General features: G+C 77.1%; 16 protein-coding genes. 5 read left to right on the top strand and 11 right to left on the bottom strand.

The window, feature by feature from the left end:
• The first annotated feature begins 4 nt into the window (after positions 1-4).
• Complete coding sequence (locus ACRYR9_RS01485) at positions 5-646, top strand: O-methyltransferase (RefSeq protein WP_432496617.1); 642 nt, start codon at positions 5-7, stop codon at positions 644-646.
• A 22-nt stretch (positions 647-668) separates the two neighbouring features.
• On the opposite strand, the gene ACRYR9_RS01490 is transcribed toward ACRYR9_RS01485, so the two are convergent.
• The 7 genes from ACRYR9_RS01490 to dapE form a co-directional block, all read right to left on the bottom strand.
• Positions 669-2,219 carry a leucyl aminopeptidase family protein gene (locus tag ACRYR9_RS01490; RefSeq protein WP_432496614.1) on the bottom strand — a complete coding sequence of 517 codons (1,551 nt, stop codon included), beginning with the start codon at positions 2,217-2,219 and terminating at the stop codon, positions 669-671.
• A gap of 115 nt (positions 2,220-2,334) precedes the next feature.
• Positions 2,335-2,502: a DUF3117 domain-containing protein gene (locus ACRYR9_RS01495; protein WP_166611043.1), complete on the bottom strand. Its 168-nt coding sequence runs from the start codon at positions 2,500-2,502 to the stop codon at positions 2,335-2,337.
• 149 nt (positions 2,503-2,651) lie between these two features.
• Positions 2,652-3,950 (bottom strand): hypothetical protein, encoded by a 1,299-nt coding sequence (locus ACRYR9_RS01500; RefSeq protein WP_432496611.1) that lies wholly within the window; start codon positions 3,948-3,950, stop codon positions 2,652-2,654.
• Positions 3,947-4,453 carry an SRPBCC family protein gene (locus ACRYR9_RS01505; RefSeq protein ID WP_432496608.1) on the bottom strand — a complete coding sequence of 169 codons (507 nt, stop codon included), beginning with the start codon at positions 4,451-4,453 and terminating at the stop codon, positions 3,947-3,949. The genes ACRYR9_RS01500 and ACRYR9_RS01505 overlap by 4 nt, the downstream gene beginning before the upstream one ends.
• Positions 4,432-4,713 carry a DivIVA domain-containing protein gene (locus ACRYR9_RS01510; protein WP_432496604.1) on the bottom strand — a complete coding sequence of 94 codons (282 nt, stop codon included), beginning with the start codon at positions 4,711-4,713 and terminating at the stop codon, positions 4,432-4,434. Before ACRYR9_RS01510 ends, ACRYR9_RS01505 begins: the two co-directional genes overlap by 22 nt.
• Positions 4,710-5,369: an LOG family protein gene (locus ACRYR9_RS01515; RefSeq protein ID WP_432496602.1), complete on the bottom strand. Its 660-nt coding sequence runs from the start codon at positions 5,367-5,369 to the stop codon at positions 4,710-4,712. The genes ACRYR9_RS01510 and ACRYR9_RS01515 overlap by 4 nt, the downstream gene beginning before the upstream one ends.
• 1 nt (position 5,370) lies before the next feature.
• Entirely contained in the window at positions 5,371-6,519 is a 1,149-nt protein-coding gene (dapE, locus tag ACRYR9_RS01520) for a succinyl-diaminopimelate desuccinylase (protein ID WP_432496663.1), read from the bottom strand.
• Positions 6,520-6,604: 85 nt separating this feature from the next.
• Here dapE and dapD point away from each other — a divergent pair, with 85 nt between their 5' ends.
• Complete coding sequence (gene dapD, locus ACRYR9_RS01525; RefSeq protein WP_432496600.1) at positions 6,605-7,606, top strand: 2,3,4,5-tetrahydropyridine-2,6-dicarboxylate N-succinyltransferase; 1,002 nt, start codon at positions 6,605-6,607, stop codon at positions 7,604-7,606.
• Between the two features lie 5 nt (positions 7,607-7,611).
• Entirely contained in the window at positions 7,612-8,553 is a 942-nt protein-coding gene (locus ACRYR9_RS01530) for a hypothetical protein (protein ID WP_432509630.1), read from the top strand.
• 18 nt (positions 8,554-8,571) lie between these two features.
• On the opposite strand, the gene ACRYR9_RS01535 is transcribed toward ACRYR9_RS01530, so the two are convergent.
• From ACRYR9_RS01535 to fdxA, 3 genes are all read right to left on the bottom strand, one after another.
• Positions 8,572-9,858, bottom strand: a complete 1,287-nt coding sequence (locus ACRYR9_RS01535; protein WP_432491974.1) for a citrate synthase — start codon at positions 9,856-9,858, stop codon at positions 8,572-8,574.
• Positions 9,859-9,978: 120 nt separating this feature from the next.
• Complete coding sequence (dapC, locus tag ACRYR9_RS01540; protein ID WP_432491996.1) at positions 9,979-11,154, bottom strand: succinyldiaminopimelate transaminase; 1,176 nt, start codon at positions 11,152-11,154, stop codon at positions 9,979-9,981.
• On the bottom strand, positions 11,151-11,477 hold the full coding sequence (fdxA, locus tag ACRYR9_RS01545; protein ID WP_432491972.1) for a ferredoxin: 327 nt from the start codon (positions 11,475-11,477) through the stop codon (positions 11,151-11,153). The genes dapC and fdxA overlap by 4 nt, the downstream gene beginning before the upstream one ends.
• Before the next feature lie 98 nt (positions 11,478-11,575).
• Between fdxA and ACRYR9_RS01550 the strand changes: the two genes are divergently transcribed.
• The gene (locus ACRYR9_RS01550; protein ID WP_432491970.1) at positions 11,576-12,598 is read left to right on the top strand and encodes a GNAT family N-acetyltransferase; all 1,023 of its coding nucleotides are present in this window, start codon (positions 11,576-11,578) and stop codon (positions 12,596-12,598) included.
• Here the strand turns inward: ACRYR9_RS01550 and ACRYR9_RS01555 are convergent.
• Entirely contained in the window at positions 12,574-15,309 is a 2,736-nt protein-coding gene (locus ACRYR9_RS01555) for a SpoIIE family protein phosphatase (protein WP_432491968.1), read from the bottom strand. The two genes, ACRYR9_RS01550 and ACRYR9_RS01555, sit on opposite strands and share 25 nt — an antisense overlap.
• A gap of 229 nt (positions 15,310-15,538) precedes the next feature.
• Here ACRYR9_RS01555 and ACRYR9_RS01560 point away from each other — a divergent pair, with 229 nt between their 5' ends.
• A complete protein-coding gene (locus tag ACRYR9_RS01560; protein ID WP_432491966.1) occupies positions 15,539-15,928 on the top strand; it encodes an ATP-binding protein in 390 nt (129 codons plus the stop codon).
• The last annotated feature ends 47 nt before the right edge of the window (positions 15,929-15,975 follow it).

Consider the following 15,975-nt stretch of genomic DNA (forward strand, 5'->3'; position numbering starts at 1 on the left):
CGGGGTGCCCCCGCCCGCGAAGCAGCCCGCCAGCTGGGCCTACGCCGAGCAGTTCACCGCCGAGGACGAGGTGCTGCAGGACGCCCGGGCCCGCGCGGCCGAGCTGGGGTGCGAGCCGGTCTCGCCCGGGGTGGCGGCCGCGCTGACGGTCCTGGCGGCCACCGCGCGGGCCCGCACCGCGGTGGAGGTCGGCACGGGCACCGGCGTGTCCACGGTCAGCCTGCTGCGCGGGATGGCCCCCGACGGCGTGCTGACCACCATCGACGTGCACGGGGAGCGCCAGCGCGCCGCCCGCGAGGCGGTCGCCGACGCGGGGGTGCGCACCAACCGCGCGCGCATGATCCCCGGCCGGGCGCTGGAGGTGCTCCCGCGGCTGACCGACGCCGCCTACGACCTCGTCCTGCTCGACGGCGACGAGCGCGAGTACTCCGCCTACGTGGAGCAGGCGCAGCGGTTGCTGCGCCCGGGCGGGCTCCTGGTCGTCGACGACGCCCTGTGGCAGGGGCGGGTCGCCGACCCCGCCGCGCGCGACGCCTCCACGGTCGCGCTGCGCGAGGTCGGGCGGGTCCTGGCCGAGGACGAGCGCTGGGTCTCCGCGCTGCTGCCGGCCGGCGAGGGCCTGCTGCTGGGCGTCAAGCGCGCCTGAGGCGCCGGGCGCGCGGGCCGGCTCAGGCCAGCGACTCCAGCCAGCGCAGCAGCAACCGCGCCCCGAAGCCGGTGGCCCCGCGGTTGACCTCGTGCTCGGCGGCGTCGGCGCGGCCGGGCCCGGCGATGTCCAGGTGCGCCCACCGGCGCCCGCCGGTGAACGGCTGCAGGAACTGCGCGGCGAGGATCGTGCCGGCCCCCGAGCCGGGCGCGGTGGCGACCTGCCGGGCGTCGGCGACGTCCGAGCGCAGCAGCTCGGCGTACTCGGGCACCAGGGGCAGGCGCCAGACCCGCTCCCCCGAGGCCTGCGCCGCGGCCTCCAGCTGCGCCGCGAGGTCGTCGTCGGTGGCGAACAGCGCGGCGTGCCGCTTGCCCAGGGCCAGCGGGGCCGCGCCGGTGAGCGTGGCGACGTCCACGAGCACGTCCGGCTCCAGCGCGGCGTGGGCGTGGGCGAGGGCGTCGCCGAGCACCAGCCGCCCCTCGGCGTCGGTGTTGTTGACCTCGGTGGTGCGTCCGCCGTGGTGGCGGACCACGTCGCCGGGGCGGTACGAGGAGCCGCCGAAGGAGTTCTCGGCCAGCGCCAGCAGGCCGGTCACCCGCACGGGCAGCCGCAGCCTGGCGGCGGCGGCCACGACGGCCAGCACCACGGCCGCGCCCGTCATGTCGGTCTTCATCGACACCATCGACTCGCGCGGCTTCAGCGCCAGCCCGCCGGTGTCGTAGGTGATGCCCTTGCCGGCGAGGACGACGTGCGGGGCGCCTGCCGCGGCGCGCCCGCGCGGGCGGTGGCGGACCTCCACCAGGGCTGGCGGGGACGGCGACCCGCCGCCCACGGCCAGCAGCCCGCCGAAGCCCTCGCGCCGCAGCTGCGCCTCCTCGCGCACCCGCACCGCCAGGCCGTGCTCGGCGGCGGCGGCGCGGGCCTGCGCCACCACCCAGGCGGGGTCCTTGAGGTTGGAGGGGGTGGCCGCCAGGTCCCGGGCCAGGACGCTCGCCGCGGCCAGGGCCTCACCGCGGGCCACCGCGGCGGCGGGGACGTCGCCCACGAGGACCAGGCGGCGCTCGGCCGGCTCGTCCGCCGCCCGGGCCCCGGCGACGGGAGGGGCGTACGCGGCGAGCAGGAAGCCCTCGACGACGGCCCGCACGCCCTCGGCGCCCACGCCGTCGGCCAGGGTGGTGGCGACGTCCCCGGCGGTGCCCGCGGCACGGGCCAGCGCGGCCCCCGCCCGGCGCAGCTCGTCCGGGGAGGAGGCGCCGACGCCCAGCACCAGCAGCCGGCGGGGTGAACCCGCGGGCGCCGGCACGGGCAGGCGGGTGCTGCGGCCGGCCTCGCCGGAGACGTCCTCCGCCGCGCACAGGGCGGCCAGGTCGACGCCGTAGCGCACGGCGGCGTCGGCGGCGCCCGGGCGGGGCTGCACGCCGTCCTGCCCAGGTGCCACCGGCACGGCCAGGACGTCGCAACCGGTCAGGTCGGCCCCGGCCAGCGGACCGGGCACCACGTGCACGGACGGCGGGCTCCAGCGCCGCAGCTCGGGCTGCGCGGCACGCACGGGACCGGGGTGGGGAGTGCTCACGGGGCGTCCTGCCTGCTGTCGACGACGGGCCTTGCGACGGGTCCGCGGCGGGGCGCCGCGGGACGGGGCACGGCGGGACGGGCACCTCGCGGCGCCCGTCCCGCGGCCGCGCTCCTCAGCCCACGACCGAGGTGATGGCCTCCCCGAGGGCACCGGCCTCGTCGGGGGTCATCTCGACGACGAGACGGCCACCTCCTTCCAGCGGCATGCGCAGGACGATGCCGCGCCCCTCCTTGGTGACCTCCAGCGGACCGTCCCCGGTCCTCGGCTTCATGGCCGCCATCGGCGTGCGTCCTCTCTCGTGGTCCTCGTGCGCCCGCCGGTCGCGACCGGGTGCCGCGGCCGGGGTGTGTACCTCCATCATCCCCCACGGCACCCCGTGTCGTGCGCCCGGGCACACCGGGCGATCACCCGGACGGCCCGCGCGCGCCGTCACGGCGGCCAGTCCGCCGGCGGGGAGAACCGCCACAGCCAGGCCGTCCACACGACCTGCAGGGCCAGCGAGGCCAGGACCAAGGCGCCCAGCGCGCCGCGGCGGCGCGGGTGCAGGCCCACCAGGGCGCCCAGGGGGAACAGCAGGACGAGGTAGCGGAACAGGCTGGTGAACGGGTCCAGCACCAGCAGCAGGTACCCGACGTACGCCAGGCACCACGCGCGCAGGTCCGCGCCGAGGACGGCGGTGCGCCGGCCGAGCAGCCACGCGACGTACGCGACGACCGCGACCACGAGCAGCGCCGGGCCGGCGACGGCGCCCAGGACGTGCTGGGACACGTCCCACCAGGGCCGCAGCCAGACGACCTCGCCGCCGCTGCGCCAGGCGCCCATCGTGGCGGTGTAGGCGTCGGCACGGCCGGTGAGCAACCACGCCGCGGCCGGCCACAGCAGCCCGGCCGCCCCGGAGCACCCCAGCAGCACCAGGGCGCGCAGCGCCTCGCGCCCGCTCAGCACCGCCCCGCGGCGGCGCCCCGCCCGCGCGCGCAGCAGCAGGTGCACCACCACCACCGCCGACAGCGGCACCGCCACCGGGCGGGTCAGCCCCAGGGCCAGGGCCACGGCACCGGCCGGCAGGTACCGCTGGCGCTGCAGCAGCAGCAGGAACGCCACGAGCAGCGCCAGCGCGGGCCCCTCGGTGTACGGCACCTGCAGCACCACCGAGGGGGGCGAGACGCAGAGCAGCACCGCCGCGCTCCACGCCCCGCGCCGCGCCGCGCCCGCCGTGCAGCGCGCCGCCAGGGCCCAGTGCAGCAGGGCGCGCACGCCCACGGCCGCGGCGGCCCCCGCCACCAGGGAGACGAGGGACCCGGCCCACGCGAACGGCAGGCCGGTGGCCACCAGCAGCCGGGCCAGCAGCGGGGCCAGCGGGTAGAAGGCCAGCTCCGACTGCACGGGGTCGCCGTCGGCCCCCAGCGGCACCGCGTCCGGGTAGCCGTCCAGCGCGATGGAGCGGTACCAGGTGGCGTCCCACAGCACCAGCAGGTCCGCGTAGCCGGGGTCCTGCGGCGTCCAGGCGCTGGGCTCCTGGAAGCGCGCCACCTCGGCGAGCACGAACGCCGAGAACAGCCGCGCGAGCGCGTAGACGACCAGCACCCGCGCGGCGGCCGGCAGCCGCAGCCAGCGCAGCAGCAGCCGCTGCCCGGCCCACCGCTGCCGGACCCGCCACCGACGCACCCCGGGCCCGGCGGACCGCTCGGGCGCTGCGGCGCGGCGGACGGCGGGGCCCGGCGCGCTCACCGGCGCCCCTCCAGCTCGGGGCGGGCGGCGCGCAGCACCGCCTCGAAGGCGAGCCGGCCCAGCAGGGCGGGCAGCGGCCCGCCGAGGGTGGCCAGCAGCGCCAGCGCCCGCGGGCGCACCAGGATCCGCTCGGTCCACTCCACCCGGGTCCGCCCCGGCCCGTCCTCGCGCACGACGAGGTCGACGACCCCGCCGAGCACGGCGCCGACCTTGCGCACCCGCACGCGCCCCTCGCGACCGGGGGCGGGCGGGGTGCGCGAGACGACGACCATCTCGTCGTCGAGCACGAACGGGCCCAGCCGGCTGACACCGGCGAAGCGCTCCCCCGGCCGGCCCGGCGTGCCGCCGCGGCGCTGCACGGCGGTGGCCGGCACCCACGCGCTCTGCCGGGGCCAGTCGGTGAGCACGTCGAAGACGCTGCCCGGTTCGGCCCGCACGGCGGCGCGGGCGGTGAAGACGACCTCCCCCCGCCGCCGGTGCCTCAGTCCTCGGCGCTGCGCCACGCGGCGAGCTCCTCGTCGCGCTCGCGGATCTCCTCGCGCAGCCGGTCGAGGACGGCGTCGACCTCGTCCATCCGGTAGCCGCGCAGCGCCGTGGAGAAGCGCACCTCGTCCACGTCGGCGGCCAGCACCGGCCCCTCGGGCAGCCCGCGGAAGGGGCGGGTGCCGGTGGCCGGCCCGAGCGCACCGCTGACCCGGCCGGTGGCGACGGCGGCGACCGCGCCCACGGCGAGCAGGACCAGCACGAGCAGCACGAGCGTCACGGCCGCCCCCCGCCGGTCCCCCCGGGCAGGTCGCCGCGGCGCTCGCGGGGCAGGTCGCTGGGGTAGTCGGCGAAGGTGCCGACGATCTCCGAGCTGGGCAGCGACACCCGGTCGCGCGGGGCCAGCTCCAGGTGGTCCAGGGCCTCGGCGGGGTCGTCGGTCCAGTGCACGACCTCGAAGACGAGGGGGCGGGCGAAGCGCCGCTCGACGAGCCCCTCCAGCCAGGTGCGCAGGCCCGCGTAGTGCCCGTCCAGGTCCAGGACGGCCAGCGGCTTGGTGTGCAGGCCGATGGTGCGCGCCACCCAGATCTCGAAGAGCTCCTCCAGCGTGCCCAGCCCGCCGGGCAGCACGATGAAGGCGTCGGCGCGGGCGTCCATCTCCGCCTTGCGCTCGCGCATGTCCTCGGTGACGACGAGCTCGCTCAGCCCCTGCGGCGGCAGCTCCAGGTCCATGAGGGCCTTGGGCATGACCCCGGTGGTGCGGGCGCCGGCGGCGCGGGCGGCGGCCTCGGCCGCCCCCATGACGGAGGTCCCGCCGCCGCCGTAGACGAGGTCGTGGCCGCGCTCGCCGATGAGCCGGCCGACCTGCGCGGCGAGCTCGACGTGCCGGGCGTCGATGCCGCCGGAGGCGCTGCCGTACAGGCAGATGGTGCTCACCTCAGGCCACCTCCCCCGCGCCCAGCAGCCAGCCGCGCAGGACGTCCAGGCACCGCTCGAGCTCGTCCACCCGGCAGCGCTCGTCGTCGGCGTGGGCGGTGGCGTTGTCGCCGGGGCCGTAGTTCACCGCCGGCACGCCGAGGGCGGAGAAGCGGGCGACGTCCGTCCAGCCGAACTTCGGCAGCGGCTGCGTGCCGGTGCGGCGCACGAACTCCGCGGCGGCCGGCAGGTGCAGGCCGGGGCGCGCGCCGTCGGCGGCGTCGGTGACGCGCACGTCGAAGCCGTCGAAGACCTCCCGCACGTGCGCCTCGGCCTGCGCGGCCGAGAACGCCGGGGCGAAGCGGTGGTTGACCGTGACCGTGCAGCGGTCGGGGATCACGTTGCCGGCGATGCCGCCGCTGATGCCCACGGCGTTCAGGCCCTCGCGGAAGACCAGGCCCTCCACCTCCACCTCGCGCGGGACGTACTGCGCCAGGCGCGCCAGGACGGGGGCGGCGGCGTGGATCGCGTTGCTGCCGCGCCAGGCGCGGGCGGAGTGCGCCGCCCTGCCCGTGGTGGTGACCTCCGCGCGCAGGGTGCCGTTGCAGCCGCCCTCCACCACGGCCGAGGACGGCTCCAGCAGGACGGCGAAGTCGGCGGCGAGCGCCTGCGGGCTGTTGCGCGCCAGGCGGCCCAGGCCGTTGCGGGCGGCCTCGACCTCCTCGTGGTCGTAGAAGACGAAGGTGACGTCCCGCTGCGGGGCGCGGCCGGCGGCGAGCGCGGCGGCGGTCTCGCGGGCCAGCACCAGCTGCACGGCCACCCCGCCCTTCATGTCGCAGGTGCCGCGGCCGACGAGCACGTCGCCGTCGGCCGGGTGCCGCTCGCGGCGCACCGGCAGGTTGGGCGGGTCGGCCAGCGGCACGGTGTCCAGGTGCCCGGCCAGCAGCACCCGCTCGGCGCGGCCCAGCCGGGTGCGGGCCACGACGGCGTCGCCGTCGCGCAGCACCTCCAGGTGGCCGCCCGGGCCGGCGAAGGAGCGCAGGGCGGCCTCCACCGCGTCGGCCAGGGCGCGCTCGGCGCCGCTGACGGACTCGGTGTCGCACACCCGGCGGGTCAGCTCGACGACGTCGAGCGCGGGGTCGTCCAGGGCGGGCGCGGGGGCGTGCTGCACGGGGGCGCTCGGGCTCGTGGCGGCGGGCGTCGGGGTCACGTCCCGAACCCTAGGCGCTGCCGGGCCGCCGGGTAGGGTCGCGGTCGTGAGCGAGCAGACCGGCACCCCCACCGACCCCTCCGGCAGCACGGCCGCCTCCCGGCGCGCGTGGGGGCACGGGCTGGCGACGGTCACCGAGGACGGCACCGTCCTGGACGTCTGGTACCCGTTCCCGGCGCTGGGCGCGGCCTCGGCCGGCGAGGCCAGCTCCTACGGCGTGCCCGCCGAGCTCGCCTCCCTGGAGGACTCCGACCCGCACCGCCGGGTGCGCCAGCGGGTGGTGACCACGCGGATCGACCTGGACGCCCCGCCGGCGGACGCCGCCGACGCGTACCTGCGCCTGCACCTGCTCTCGCACCGCCTCGTCGCCCCGCACGGCCTGGAGGTGTCCGGGATCTTCGGCGTCCTGGCCAACGTGGTGTGGACGAACCACGGCCCGTGCGCGGTGGCCGACTTCGAGCGCACCCGCCTGGCGCTGCGCGCCAACGTCGGGCCGGTGACCGTCCTGGGCATCGACAAGTTCCCCCGCATGACCGACTACGTCACCCCCACCGGGGTGCGCATCGCCGACGCCGACCGCGTGCGGCTGGGCGCGCACCTGGCCCCGGGCACGACCGTCATGCACGAGGGGTTCGTGAACTTCAACGCCGGCACGCTGGGCACCTCGATGGTCGAGGGGCGCATCTCCGCGGGTGTCGTCGTGGGCGACGGCTCCGACGTCGGCGGCGGCGCCTCGATCATGGGCACCCTCTCCGGCGGCGGCAAGGAGGTCGTCTCCATCGGCCGGCGCACCCTGCTGGGGGCGAACTCCGGCACCGGCATCGCGCTGGGCGACGACTGCGTCGTGGAGGCCGGGACGTACGTGACGGCCGGCACGAAGGTCACCGTCCTGGACGAGGCCGGCGCCGCGCAGCGCACGGTCGCCGCACGCAGCCTCTCGGGCGCGTCCGGGCTGCTGTTCCGCCGCAACTCCGTCACCGGGGCCGTCGAGGCGCTGGCGCGGCGGGGCGTGCGGGTCGAGCTCAACTCCGCCCTGCACGCCAACTGACGGCGGTGCCCGTCCGGACTCCCGCGAGCCGCCGGCTGCCGCGCTCGGCGGCGGCGGCGAACCGCCGCGCCCGGCGCCTGCGGCCCCTGGTGGCCGCCGGGGCGACGCTGACCGTCCTGACCGCCGGTGCGGTGTGGCTGGTGCGCGACGAGGACGCCCCGGTGGTGCGCCAGCGCTGCACCGCGACGGTGGACGGGGAGTCCACGTCGCTGTCGCCCGAGCAGGCCGGGCACGCCGCCACGGTCGTGGGGATCGCGGTGCGCCGCGGGCTGCCGGCGCGCGCCGCGACCATCGGGATCGCCACCGTGATCCAGGAGTCGGGCCTGCGCAACCTCGACCACGGCGACCGCGACTCCCTGGGCCTGTTCCAGCAGCGCCCCTCGCAGGGCTGGGGGACGCCCGAACAGGTCCAGGACCCGGTGTTCGCCACGAACGCGTTCTACGACGCGCTGGTGGAGGTCGACGGCTACCGCGAGCTGGAGGTCACCGACGCCGCGCAGCGGGTGCAGCGCAGCGGTTTCCCGCTGGCGTACGGCGACCACGAGGCGGAGGCGCGCCTGGTGGCCTCGGCGCTGACCGGGTACACCCCGGCGGGTTTCACCTGCCGGTTGCGGCAGGCGGAACCGGACGCGCAGGTCGGCACGGACGACCAGCCCTCCCTGGCCGCGCAGCGCCTGCGCGAGGCGATGGGCACCGAGGCCGTGCAGGGTGAGCCGCGGCTGGTGCCCGGCACGAACGGCAAGGCGCTGGAGTACGCCCTGGACGGCGAGGACGCGTCCCGGCTGGCGTGGGCGGCGGCGGGGTGGGCGGTGGCGTCCGCCGTCGAGCACGCCGTGGTCGAGGTCAGCGTCGAGGGCAGCACGTGGCAGCGTGAGCGCTCGGGGCGCGGGTGGGTGCCGGCGGACACGGGCGTGCCCGCCGGCAGCGTGCGGGTGCGCGTCGCCTGACGCGCACCCGCGACGGGCTCAGCGGCCGGAGACGTCCAGGTAGTCGCGCGCGCCCTCGCCGACGTACACCTGGCGCGGGCGGCCGATCTTCGTGGCCGGGTCGTTGATCATCTCGCGCCACTGGGCGATCCAGCCGGGCAGGCGCCCCAGGGCGAACAGCACGGTGAACATCTTCGTCGGGAAACCCATCGCCTTGTAGATGAGCCCGGTGTAGAAGTCCACGTTCGGGTACAGCTTGCGCTCGACGAAGTAGTCGTCGGACAGCGCGATCTCCTCCAGGCGCATCGCGATGTCCAGGAGCTCGTCGCGCTTGCCCAGCTGGGACAGGACCTGGTCGGCGGTCTTCTTCACGATGGCCGCGCGCGGGTCGTAGTTCTTGTACACCCGGTGGCCGAAGCCCATCAGGCGCACGCCCTGCTCCTTGTTCTTCACGCGCGACACGAAGGTGTCGACGTCGTCGTCGGAGTCGCGGATGGACTCCAGCATGTCCAGGACCGCGGAGTTCGCACCGCCGTGCAGCGGGCCGGACAGGGCGTGGATGCCCGCCGAGACGGACGCGAAGAGGTTCGCCTGCCCGGAGCCGACGAGGCGGACGGTGGAGGTGGAGCAGTTCTGCTCGTGGTCGGCGTGCAGGACCAGCAGCTGGTCCAGGGCCCGCACCAGCACCGGGTCGATCTCGTAGGACTCGGCGGGGTTGCCGAAGGCCATGCGGGTGAAGTTCTCCACCAGGCCCAGGCGGTTGTCCGGGTACAGCAGCGGCTGGCCCAGGGACTTGCGGTGCGCGTACGCCGCGATGGTCGGCAGCTTCGCCATGAGGCGGATCGTGGACAGCTCCACCTGCTCGACGTCGAACGGGTTCAGGCTGTTGGGGTAGAAGGTCGACAGCGCGCTGACGGCGCTGGACAGCACCGGCATGGGGTGCGCGTCGCGGGGGAAGGCGTCGAAGAACCGCTTGAGGTCCTCGTGCAGCAGGGTGTGGCGCTGGATCCGCTCGGTGAACGCGGTGAGCTGCTCGGCGGTGGGCAGCTCGCCGTAGATCAGCAGGTAGCTGGTCTCGATGAACGACGACTTCTCCGCCAGCTGCTCGATCGGGTACCCGCGGTAGCGCAGGACGCCGGCGTCGCCGTCGATGTAGGTGATGGCCGAGGCGCAGGACGCGGTGTTGGTGAAGCCGGAGTCGAGGGTGACGAGCCCGGTCTCCTTGAGCAGGCTGGAGATGCCGAAGCCGGAGGCGCCCTCGGTGGCCCGCGTCACCGGGAGGTCGAGGTCGCCACCTGCGTGCTTCAGCGTCACGGAGTCCACCATGCGGCTGACCGTACCCGCCCGCGCGCGCCGCCCCCAACACCGGGGGCGGCGCCGCACGGGATGGTCTTCGTCACACCGTCTCCACGCCTCCTGCGCGCCTCGCGCGCACCCGCGCCCCGCTCAGCCGAGACCGGCCAGGCGCTGCGGGACCTGCGCGACGCGCTCGTCGGGAGCGGTGAGCGCCACCCGGACGTGCTGCGCGCCGGCCGGGCCGTAGAAGTCGCCGGGGGCGACCAGCACGCCGCGCCGGGCGAGCAGGTCCACCGTGTCCCGCGAGCCCTCCCCCCGGGTGCTCCACAGGTACAGGCCGGCGCCGGAGGCGTCCACGCGGAACCCGGCGCCCTCCAGCGCCCCGCGCAGCACCTCGCGGCGGGCGCGGTACCGCTCGCGCTGGGCGTCGACGTGGGCGTCGTCGGCCAGGGCCGCGGCCAGCGCGGCCTGCACCGGCCAGGGGACGATCATCCCGGCGTGCTTGCGCACCTCCAGCAGCTCGCGCACCAGGGCGGCGTCCCCGGCGGCGAACGCGGCGCGGTACCCGGCGAGGTTGGACTGCTTGGAGGTGGAGTACACCGCCAGCAGCCCGGTGCTGTCCCCGCCGGTGACGCGCGGGTCCAGCACCGAGGGCACCAGCCCGCCGCGGGAGGCGTCGTGGCGCTCGTCCCAGCCCAGCTCGGCGTAGCACTCGTCGCTGGCGACGACGGCGCCGTGCTCGCGCGCCCAGGCCACCAGGCGCGCCAGCTCGTCCACGTCCAGGACCGCGCCGGTGGGGTTCGACGGGGAGTTCAGCCACAGCAGCCGCACCCGGTGCCCGGCCCGGCGGGCCTGCTCCAGGGCGTCCACGCCCCCGCCGCCCAGGTCCACGGGCACGGGCGTCGCCCCGGCCAGGCGGGCGCCGACGTCGTACGTCGGGTACGCGACCGCCGGGTGGGCCACCGCGTCGCCGGCGCCCAGGCCCAGCAGGAACGGCAGCCAGGCCACCATCTCCTTGGACCCGACGGTGGGCAGCACACCGTCGGGGTCCAGGCCGGGCACGCCGCGGCGGCGGGCGAACCACGCCGCCACCGTCTCGCGCAGCGCCGGGGTGCCCCAGGTGAGCGGGTAGCCGGGGGCGTCGGCGGCCGCCCGCAGCGCCGCGGCCACCACCTCGGGGGTGGGGTCGACCGGGGTGCCGACGGAGAGGTCGACGATGCCGCCGGGGTGGCTCGCGGCCAGCGCCTTGGCGCCGGCCAGCGAGTCCCAGGGGAAGTCCGGCAGCGCCGCGCCGCGCCCGCGGCGCGCGACCGCCGGCGCGCTCAGTGCTCCCCGCCCTGCGGCGGCAGGGCGGCCACCACCGGGTGGTCGGCGTGGATCAGGCCCACCTTCGCCGCACCACCGGGCGAGCCGACGGTCTCGAAGAACTCGACGTTGGCCGCGGTGAACGCCGACCACTGCTCGGGCACGTCGTCCTCGTAGTAGATCGCCTCCACCGGGCACACCGGCTCGCAGGCGCCGCAGTCGACGCACTCGTCGGGCTGGATGTACAGCGAGCGCTCACCCTCGTAGATGCAGTCGACCGGGCACTCCTCGATGCAGGCCTTGTCCTTGAGGTCCACGCAGGGCTGTGCGATGACGTAGGTCACGGGTGTCCTCCTCCTCCGGCGCAACGGTCCGCCGGACGCGTCCTCCTAGTATCGCGGACGCCGGCGGTGCTCGCCGTCGGGGAGCGCGAGGGGGTCCGGTGGACGCGGTCGAGGGCGCGGCGGGGCTGGCGCACGTGCTGCGCGAGCACGAGCTGGTGGTGGGTGCGCGGGTGGTGCTGCGCCACCGCCTGCCCGACGGCTCCGCGAGCGACGCGCTGGGCGAGCTGGTCGCCGCGGACGGCGAGGCGCTGGTGGTGGCCACCCGTCGCGGCGAGGTGCGGGTGCGCCGCGGCGACGTGCTGGCGGGCAAGGCGGTGCCGCCGCCGCCGCGCCGGCGCGGGGCCCCGCACGAGGCGGTGGGCACCGACGAGCTGGAGGCCGTGGCGGCCGAGCACTGGCGCCCCGACGAGCGGGTGGACCTGGGCGGCTGGCGGCTGCGGGCGGCCGGCGGCTTCACCGGCCGGGCGAACTCCGCCCTGGCGGTCGGCTCACCGGGGGTGCCGCTGGGCGAGGCGGTGGCGGCGGTGGAGGACTTCTACGACCGGCGGGGGCTGGTGCCCCGGGTGGCCGTCCCGCACGCCGCGCAGGTCGGCCCGGGCGAGCCCGCCCTCGCGCGCGAGCTGGCCGGGCGCGGCTGGGCCGTGGACACGCCGACCCTGGTGATGACCGCGGCGCTGGCGGCGCTGCCCGCTGCGGCCGGGGTCCCGCTGCCGGCCGGGTGCTCGGTGGCGACCGCACCGGAGCCGGACGCCGCGTGGCTGGGGCGCTACCACCACCGCGGCACGACCGCGGTCCCGCCGGCCGGGCGCCGCGTGCTCCTGTCCGCCGACGCGCAGGTGTTCGTGCGCGTGCTCGACGGCGGTGGGACGGTCGCCGTGGCGCGCGGCTCGGCGAGCCCGGGCTGGGTGGGGCTGGCGGCCGTGGAGGTCGCCCCGTCCCACCGGCGGCGCGGCCTGGCCCGGCGGCTGCTGGCGGAGGTCGCCGACTGGGGCCGGGCGCGCGGCGCGGTCTCGGCGTTCCTGCAGGTGGCGCAGGCGAACACCGGTGCCCGCGCCCTGTACGGGGCCGCCGGCTTCTCGGTGCACCACGCGTACCACTACCGGGTGCGCCCCGGCTCCTGACGCCTCCCCGCGCTCGCGGGCGGCACGGGCCCGTCGGGCACGGGGGGTTCGTCGGGCACGCGCGGCGGCACCCGGTGGGGACCGGCCTCGGCGGGGCGGGGACGGTCCTGGGGGTGCAGGCGCACGGCGACGAGGGCCACGTCGTCCTCGGCGCGCTCGGGCAGCAGGCGCGCCAGGACGCCGTCGCACAGGTCGTCCAGGCTCGTCCCGGCCAGCTCGGTGATCGCCTCGCGCAGCCGCAGCAGGCCCTCGTCGTAGTCCTGCCCGCGCCGCTCCACCAGCCCGTCGGTGTACAGCAGGACCGTCGAGCCGCGGTCCAGCGCGACCTCCTCGTCGATGCGCGGCAGGTGCGGGGCGATGCCCAGCAGGAGGTCGTGCCGCAGGCCCGTCAGGGCGGTCACGGTGCCGTCGGGGGTCAGCAGCATCGGCGGGGGGTGCCCGGCGTTGGACCAGCGCAACCGGGTCACGCCGCGCTCGCGCTCGTCCAGGCTCTGCTCCAGGCGCGCCACCACGGCGGTGGCGGTCATCCCGACGGCCAGGCCCTCCATCGCCGCGTCCAGGCCGGACAGCACTGCTGCGGGGGCCTCGCCGCTGAAGTAGGCGATGCCGCGCAGCAGGGAACGCACCTGGCCCATCGCGGCGGTCGCGTCGATGTCGTGGCCCATGACGTCGCCGATGACCAGGACGGTGGCGCCGTCGCGCTGCAGGAACGCGTCGTACCAGTCGCCGCCGACCTGGGCGGCCCGCGCGGCGGGGCGGTAGCGCACCACGACCTGCAGGTGGTCCGGCTGCACCGGCGCGGTGAGCAGGCTGTGCTGCAGGCCCTCGGCGATGCGCTGCTGCTGGCCGTACAGGCGGGCGTTGTCCAGCGCCAGGCCCGCCCGGTCGGCGACCTCGCTGGCGGTCAGCAGGTCCTGGTCGCTGAAGGCGCCCGCAGCCGCGCCGCGCATCAGGGTCACCAGCCCCACGGTGCGCCCGCGCGCGCGCAGCGGCAGCACCTGCCCGCGCTCCGGGGCCAGCCGCAGCAGCAGGTCGCGCGCCTCCCCGCTGAGCAGGGCCGCGACGGCCTCCGTGGCGCCGGAGCGCACCAGGACGGGGCGGTGGGTGCGCAGCGCCCGGTGCACGAACGAGGAGGGTGAGCTGATCGAGCCCAGCCGGACCTCGCGGTAGCGCTGGACCACCGGGCGCATCGCCTCGTCCGCGTGCCAGGCCCCGATGTCGCGCAGGGCGCCGTGCTCGTCGACGAGGGTGACGAGGCACCAGTCCCCCAGCGCCGGCACCAGGTGCTGGGCGAGGCGGGCGACCGCCTCCTCGGTGTCCAGGGTCGCGCTGAGGTCCGCGCTGACCTGGGCCAGCAGCGCCAGGCGCCCGGCGGTGCGCTCGGCGGCCAGCTGCGCCTGCCGGGCCTCGCGCTGGGCGGCCTCGCTGGTGCGCAGCGCCTCCTGCGCCGCGGCCCGCTCGGCCTCGGCCTGCGCCTGCGCCGCCCGGCGGGCGGTGACGTCCAGGAAGTACACCGAGAGACCGTCCGGGTCCGGCCAGGCGCGCAGCTCGTACCAGCCGTCCAGGGGGGCGGGGTAGTGCGCCTCGAAGCTGACCGGTTCACCGGTCCGCACCGCCCGGCGGTACTCGGTCTCGAAGTCCGCCCCCACCGTGTCGGGGAACAGCTCCCACAGCACCCCGCCCAGCAGCTCCTCGCGCCGGCGGCCCAGCAGCCGCTCGGCCTCGGCGTTGACGTAGGTGAAGCGCCAGTCCCGGTCCAGGGAGTAGAACGCCGCGGACATCGACTCCAGCACCCGCGCGATGCGGGTGTCGTGCTCGTGCTCGCTGGTGGTGTCGTACACCGCCCCGAGCACGCGCACCGCCCGTCCGTCCGCACCGGCGAGGGCCTCGCCGCGGGCCTTGACCCAGCGGGTGCGCCCGTCGCGCAGGACCACCCGGTACTCCGCCTCGTACGCGCCGCACGTCCGTGCCGCCTCGGCGAGCGCCCGGCTCACCCGCGGCAGGTCCTCGGGGTGCACGACCTCGTTGAACGCCTCGATGGTGCCGTCGAAGTCGCTCTCCGCGTACCCGAACAGCTCCAGCACCTGGGCGTCCCAGGTCAGCTCGCCCGTGCGCAGGTCCCAGTCGAAACCGCCGACCCCGCCGGCGGCCACGGCCAGCTGCCAGCGCAGCCGGTCGCTCTCGTACTGCAGCGCCAGCGCCGACAGCTCCAGCTCGGCGACCGCGGCGACGGCCAGTTCCGTGAGCACCTCCACGTCGCCGGGTGCCCACTGCCGCGGCAGGGGGTCGAAGACGCACAGCGCGCCGACGACGTGGCCGTCGTGGCCGACCAGCGGCACGCCGAGGTAGGCGCCCACCGCGCCGCTGGTCACGGGCGGCAGCGCGGCGACCCGCGCGTCGGCGGCGGCGTCGACCACGACCAGCGGCTCCGCACCGGCGGCCGTCACCGTGCACAGCGACTCCACCAGCGGGCCGGTGCTCCCCAGCAGGGCGGGGTCCTGCCCCGCCAGTGCGCTGACGGTCTGCACGTCGGTCAGCAGCGAGACCTGCGAGGCCGGCGCCGACAGCAACCGCGCCGCCAGCTCGGCCAGCCGCTGCAGCGCCGGGTTCGCCGGTGCGCTCACGAGCCGTCGAGCGGCCTGGACCCTCTCGTCGGCCGGAGCACCGGTCCACGGGGCGTCCTCGCCGCCCGGCACGGCTGCTGCGACCACTGCACGCCCTCGACTCCAGCGCTGCACCACGTGCAGCTGCACCGACAGGTGTGGCGGTGCGCCGGCATGAGCGCCACCACCCGCGCCGACCTTACGGCAGCGCCTGCGCGGCCCGCGCTTGCCGCCACCCCGCCGAGGCCGCACAGTGGACGTGCCGAGCCACCGGCTCCACGCAGGATCCGCAGTACCAGTGAGCGACCACCCCGGTGGTCGAGCGGGAAGAGGATCGATGGACCAGCTCGTCCTGGCCCCCCAGCTCTCAGCGGTGTGCACCGCCCGGCACTGGGTCAGCGACGTGGTCGCCCGCTGCTGCGCGACCTCGGGACCGCACGTCGACGGGGACGTCGTGGAACTGCTGACCTCCGAGGTGGTCGCCAACGCGGTGCGCCACGGCCAGGGCCCGGTCACCGTCGAGGTGGCGTGCGCCGAGGAGCAGGTGCGCGTCGCCGTCAGCGATGCCGGTCCCGACGTCCCCGTGGTCCACCGCGTGGGGCCGGAGTCCACCGGCGGGCGCGGCATGGCCCTGACCGACCTCCTCGCCACGCGGTGGGGCGTGGAGCCCGCGCAGCCCCCGGCGAGGGGCAAGACGGTCTGGTTCCAGCTGGCCGGAGGCGCGTGAGCGCACGGCGTCGAACCGGGCCCGGACGGTCCTCGCCCGGACCTGCC

The sequence above is a fragment of the Kineococcus auxinigenes genome, assembly GCF_050871525.1.
Lineage (GTDB): Bacteria > Actinomycetota > Actinomycetes > Actinomycetales > Kineococcaceae > Kineococcus.